2 tRNA genes and 3 rRNA genes are annotated in these 5,946 nt (G+C 53.7%); all 5 read left to right on the forward strand.

The annotated features are described in order from the left end of the window. Positions 1-420 precede the first annotated feature (420 nt). The 5 genes from ABQU90_RS22695 to rrf all read left to right on the forward strand — a co-directional run bounded on the left by ABQU90_RS22695 (position 421) and on the right by rrf (position 5,626). Positions 421-1,967 (forward strand): 16S ribosomal RNA (locus tag ABQU90_RS22695). A gap of 94 nt (positions 1,968-2,061) precedes the next feature. After that, positions 2,062-2,137, forward strand: a tRNA-Ala gene (locus tag ABQU90_RS22700). A 19-nt stretch (positions 2,138-2,156) separates the two neighbouring features. Then, positions 2,157-2,233, forward strand: a tRNA-Ile gene (locus ABQU90_RS22705). Between the two features lie 228 nt (positions 2,234-2,461). Then, a 23S ribosomal RNA gene (locus ABQU90_RS22710) occupies positions 2,462-5,342 on the forward strand. Positions 5,343-5,511: 169 nt separating this feature from the next. Continuing rightward, a 5S ribosomal RNA gene (gene rrf / locus ABQU90_RS22715) occupies positions 5,512-5,626 on the forward strand. Together the 16S, 23S and 5S rRNA genes with 2 tRNA genes alongside form the textbook arrangement of a ribosomal RNA operon. The last annotated feature ends 320 nt before the right edge of the window (positions 5,627-5,946 follow it).

The raw sequence follows: 5,946 nt of genomic DNA on the forward strand, positions 1-5,946 counted from the left end.
CTACACGGAAAGACGCTACGGCGGATTGAAGTGCAGCGGCGGCAACTTCCTCTTCACGAGGGGTTGACGGAGATGAAAAGCCTGCTAATATGGCCGGCTCGCTTCGCAGAAAACCTTCGGGTTGAAACGAAGCAGCGTCAACCACCTCGGAAACAAGGTGTTGACGGCAAGAAAAAGTCCGCTATAATGGGCGGCTCGCTTCGACGGAAACGACGAAGCTGACGGGAACGGCGCTGAGGCCACTTCCCAATGTTCTTTGACAGTGTGCGCAGGTAATTTGTGCGGACGCCTGCAGGAAGGATGATTGTCCATCTTGCAGACGTTTAATCAAAAAGCAACATATTAATTGCTTTGCAAGCGATAAGTTGTCAGTGGTTGAACTTCTGCAGCTAAAGTAATTTGTCTTCGGACATGTAATTTTAAGTGAAGAGTTTGATCCTGGCTCAGAGTGAACGCTGGCGGCAGGCCTAACACATGCAAGTCGAACGGCAGCACAGTAAGAGCTTGCTCTTATGGGTGGCGAGTGGCGGACGGGTGAGGAATACATCGGAATCTACTCTTTCGTGGGGGATAACGTAGGGAAACTTACGCTAATACCGCATACGACCTACGGGTGAAAGCGGAGGACCTTCGGGCTTCGCGCGATTGAATGAGCCGATGTCGGATTAGCTAGTTGGCGGGGTAAAGGCCCACCAAGGCGACGATCCGTAGCTGGTCTGAGAGGATGATCAGCCACACTGGAACTGAGACACGGTCCAGACTCCTACGGGAGGCAGCAGTGGGGAATATTGGACAATGGGCGCAAGCCTGATCCAGCCATGCCGCGTGGGTGAAGAAGGCCTTCGGGTTGTAAAGCCCTTTTGTTGGGAAAGAAAAGCAGTCGGTTAATACCCGATTGTTCTGACGGTACCCAAAGAATAAGCACCGGCTAACTTCGTGCCAGCAGCCGCGGTAATACGAAGGGTGCAAGCGTTACTCGGAATTACTGGGCGTAAAGCGTGCGTAGGTGGTGGTTTAAGTCTGTTGTGAAAGCCCTGGGCTCAACCTGGGAATTGCAGTGGATACTGGGTCACTAGAGTGTGGTAGAGGGTAGCGGAATTCCCGGTGTAGCAGTGAAATGCGTAGAGATCGGGAGGAACATCCGTGGCGAAGGCGGCTACCTGGACCAACACTGACACTGAGGCACGAAAGCGTGGGGAGCAAACAGGATTAGATACCCTGGTAGTCCACGCCCTAAACGATGCGAACTGGATGTTGGGTGCAATTTGGCACGCAGTATCGAAGCTAACGCGTTAAGTTCGCCGCCTGGGGAGTACGGTCGCAAGACTGAAACTCAAAGGAATTGACGGGGGCCCGCACAAGCGGTGGAGTATGTGGTTTAATTCGATGCAACGCGAAGAACCTTACCTGGTCTTGACATCCACGGAACTTTCCAGAGATGGATTGGTGCCTTCGGGAACCGTGAGACAGGTGCTGCATGGCTGTCGTCAGCTCGTGTCGTGAGATGTTGGGTTAAGTCCCGCAACGAGCGCAACCCTTGTCCTTAGTTGCCAGCACGTAATGGTGGGAACTCTAAGGAGACCGCCGGTGACAAACCGGAGGAAGGTGGGGATGACGTCAAGTCATCATGGCCCTTACGACCAGGGCTACACACGTACTACAATGGTAGGGACAGAGGGCTGCAAACCCGCGAGGGCAAGCCAATCCCAGAAACCCTATCTCAGTCCGGATTGGAGTCTGCAACTCGACTCCATGAAGTCGGAATCGCTAGTAATCGCAGATCAGCATTGCTGCGGTGAATACGTTCCCGGGCCTTGTACACACCGCCCGTCACACCATGGGAGTTTGTTGCACCAGAAGCAGGTAGCTTAACCTTCGGGAGGGCGCTTGCCACGGTGTGGCCGATGACTGGGGTGAAGTCGTAACAAGGTAGCCGTATCGGAAGGTGCGGCTGGATCACCTCCTTTTGAGCATGACGTCATTCGTCCTGTCGGGCGTCCTCACAAATTACCTGCATTCAGAGATTCATACCGGCACAGGTCGGTATGCGAAGTCCCTTTTGGGGCCTTAGCTCAGCTGGGAGAGCACCTGCTTTGCAAGCAGGGGGTCGTCGGTTCGATCCCGACAGGCTCCACCATATTGAGTGAAAAGACTTCGGGTCTGTAGCTCAGGTGGTTAGAGCGCACCCCTGATAAGGGTGAGGTCGGTAGTTCGAGTCTACCCAGACCCACCACTCTGAATGTAGTGCACACTTAAGAATTTATATGGATCAGCGTTGAGGCTGATACATGTTCTTTTATAACTTGTGACGTAGCGAGCGTTTGAGATATCTATCTAAACGTGTCGTTGAGGCTAAGGCGGGGACTTCGAGTCCCTAAGTAATTGAGTCGTATGTTCGCGTTGGTGGCTTTGTACCCCACACAACACGTACGTATAGCTCCGAGGCAACTTGGGGTTATATGGTCAAGCGAATAAGCGCACACGGTGGATGCCTAGGCGGTCAGAGGCGATGAAGGACGTGGTAGCCTGCGAAAAGTGTCGGGGAGCTGGCAACAAGCTTTGATCCGGCAATATCCGAATGGGGAAACCCACTGCTTCGGCAGTATCCTGCAGTGAATTCATAGCTGCTGGAAGCGAACCCGGTGAACTGAAATATCTAAGTAACCGGAGGAAAAGAAATCAACCGAGATTCCCTAAGTAGTGACGAGCGAACGGGGAACAGCCCTTAAGCTGGAATGGCTTTAGAAAAACAATCTGGAAAGATTGGCCATAGAAGGTGATAGCCCTGTATTTAAAAGGGCCACTCCAGTGAAGACGAGTAGGGCGGGGCACGTGAAACCCTGTCTGAATATGGGGGGACCATCCTCCAAGGCTAAATACTCCTGACCGACCGATAGTGAACCAGTACCGTGAGGGAAAGGCGAAAAGAACCCCGGAGAGGGGAGTGAAATAGATCCTGAAACCGTGTGCGTACAAGCAGTAGGAGCTCGCAAGAGTGACTGCGTACCTTTTGTATAATGGGTCAGCGACTTACTGTTCGTGGCAAGCTTAACCGTATAGGGGAGGCGAAGGGAAACCGAGTCTGATAAGGGCGCATAGTCGCGGGCAGTAGACCCGAAACCGGGTGATCTAGTCATGGCCAGGGTGAAGGTGCCGTAACAGGTACTGGAGGCCCGAACCCACGTCTGTTGCAAAAGACGGGGATGAGCTGTGATTAGGAGTGAAAAGCTAATCGAACCCGGAGATAGCTGGTTCTCCTCGAAAGCTATTTAGGTAGCGCCTCGGACGAATACTACTGGGGGTAGAGCACTGTTATGGCTAGGGGGTCATCGCGACTTACCAAACCATTGCAAACTCCGAATACCAGTACGTACTATCCGGGAGACACACGGCGGGTGCTAACGTCCGTCGTGAAAAGGGAAACAACCCAGACCCACAGCTAAGGTCCCAAATTCACTGCTAAGTGGAAAACGATGTGGAAAGGCACAGACAGCCAGGAGGTTGGCTTAGAAGCAGCCACCCTTTAAAGAAAGCGTAATAGCTCACTGGTCGAGTCGGTCTGCGCGGAAGATTTAACGGGGCTAAGCAGTGAACCGAAGCTTGGGGTGCATAAAACTTGTTTTATGCGCGGTAGAGGAGCGTTCCGTAAGCCTGCGAAGGTGGATTGAGAAGTCTGCTGGAGGTATCGGAAGTGCGAATGCTGACATGAGTAACGATAATGCGGGTGAAAAGCCCGCACGCCGAAAGCCCAAGGTTTCCTTGCGCAACGTTAATCGACGCAGGGTTAGTCGGTCCCTAAGGCGAGGGCGAAAGCCGTAGTCGATGGGAAGCAGGTTAATATTCCTGCACCTCGCGTGAGTGCGATGGAGGGACGGAGAAGGTTAGGTGTACCGGGCGTTGGTTGTCCCGGGGAAAGGCGGTAGGTTTGAATCTTTGGCAAATCCGGGATTCTTTAAGACCGAGCACCGAGACGAGCCTTTATGGCGAAGTCACTGATACCACGCTTCCAGGAAAAGCTCCTAAGCTTCAGCTCACGAAGACCGTACCGTAAACCGACACAGGTGGGTAGGATGAGAATTCTCAGGCGCTTGAGAGAACTCGGGTGAAGGAACTAGGCAACATGGCACCGTAACTTCGGGAGAAGGTGCACCCTTTTTGGTGGCTCATGCGAGCTATAGCTGAAGAGGGTCGCAGAAACCAGGCCGCTGCGACTGTTTATCAAAAACACAGCACTCTGCAAACACGAAAGTGGACGTATAGGGTGTGACGCCTGCCCGGTGCTGGAAGGTTAATTGATGGGGTCAGCCGCAAGGCGAAGCTCTTGATCGAAGCCCCAGTAAACGGCGGCCGTAACTATAACGGTCCTAAGGTAGCGAAATTCCTTGTCGGGTAAGTTCCGACCTGCACGAATGGCGTAACGACAGCGGCGCTGTCTCCACCCGAGACTCAGTGAAATTGAAATCGCTGTGAAGATGCAGCGTTCCCGTGGCAAGACGGAAAGACCCCGTGAACCTTTACTATAGCTTTACACTGAACGTTGAGTTCGTCTGTGTAGGATAGGTGGGAGGCTATGAAACTGTGGCGCTAGCTGCAGTGGAGCCATCCTTGAAATACCACCCTGTCGTGCTTGACGTTCTAACCTAGATCCGTTATCCGGATCAGGGACCGTGTATGGTGGGTAGTTTGACTGGGGCGGTCTCCTCCTAAAGAGTAACGGAGGAGCACGAAGGTACGCTCAGCGCGGTCGGACATCGCGCACTGTGTGCAAAGGCATAAGCGTGCTTGACTGCAAGATCGACGGATCAAGCAGGTACGAAAGTAGGTCTTAGTGATCCGGTGGTTCTGTATGGAAGGGCCATCGCTCAACGGATAAAAGGTACTCCGGGGATAACAGGCTGATACCGCCCAAGAGTTCATATCGACGGCGGTGTTTGGCACCTCGATGTCGGCTCATCACATCCTGGGGCTGTAGTCGGTCCCAAGGGTATGGCTGTTCGCCATTTAAAGTGGTACGCGAGCTGGGTTCAGAACGTCGTGAGACAGTTCGGTCCCTATCTGCCATGGGCGTTGGAAGTTTGAGAGGGGCTGCTCCTAGTACGAGAGGACCGGAGTGGACGAACCTCTGGTGTTCCGGTTGTCACGCCAGTGGCATTGCCGGGTAGCTATGTTCGGAAGCGATAACCGCTGAAAGCATCTAAGCGGGAAGCGCGCCTCAAGATGAGACTTCCCGGGGCACAAGCCCCCTAAAGGAACCATATAGACTATGTGGTTGATAGGTCAGGTGTGTAAGTACAGCAATGTATTGAGCTAACTGATACTAATGATCCGTGCGGCTTGACCATATAACCTCAAGTTGCCTTGGTCCCAACGAACGTTGGTAGATCCGCAAACGCAAGCTACGTCACAAGTTAACTATGCGAGACGAGCGCCGTAGGCGCTTCAACGCAAACGCTTGCACTAACCTGCATCCGTTTGCCACGAAGCTCCGACTGGCGACACTCCAACCGTCTCCCTGGTGAAATTAGCGCTGTGGAACCACCCGATCCCATCCCGAACTCGGAAGTGAAACGCAGCTGCGCCGATGGTAGTGTGGCTCAAGCCATGCGAGAGTAGGTCATCGCCAGGGGCTTTACCCGAAACCCTCAGTCCAACTGGACTGAGGGTTTCTTTTTGCCTGGTCGTTAGGAAAAACCCCCGCAACCCGCCATACCCGCGCCGGGCCGCTTGCCTCGTCACAAACGACAGGCGTACGCCTGCCTGGCGCGGCGACCCGCACGCACGTACCAGCCAATCTTCATTGCGTTACATGGCGCTCGAACCACGCGCAGCTAGGTGACGACGACGTACACGATATGTGTCGCTCACAAACCCTCGCCTGTGCTCCTGGAGACCGCTATCTGGTGGCTTACTGATTGCCGCTCGATTGCTTTTCTGCATGCCGACCTC

The sequence above is a fragment of the Xanthomonas sp. WHRI 10207 genome, from assembly GCF_040202975.1.
Taxonomy (GTDB): Bacteria; Pseudomonadota; Gammaproteobacteria; order Xanthomonadales; family Xanthomonadaceae; genus Xanthomonas.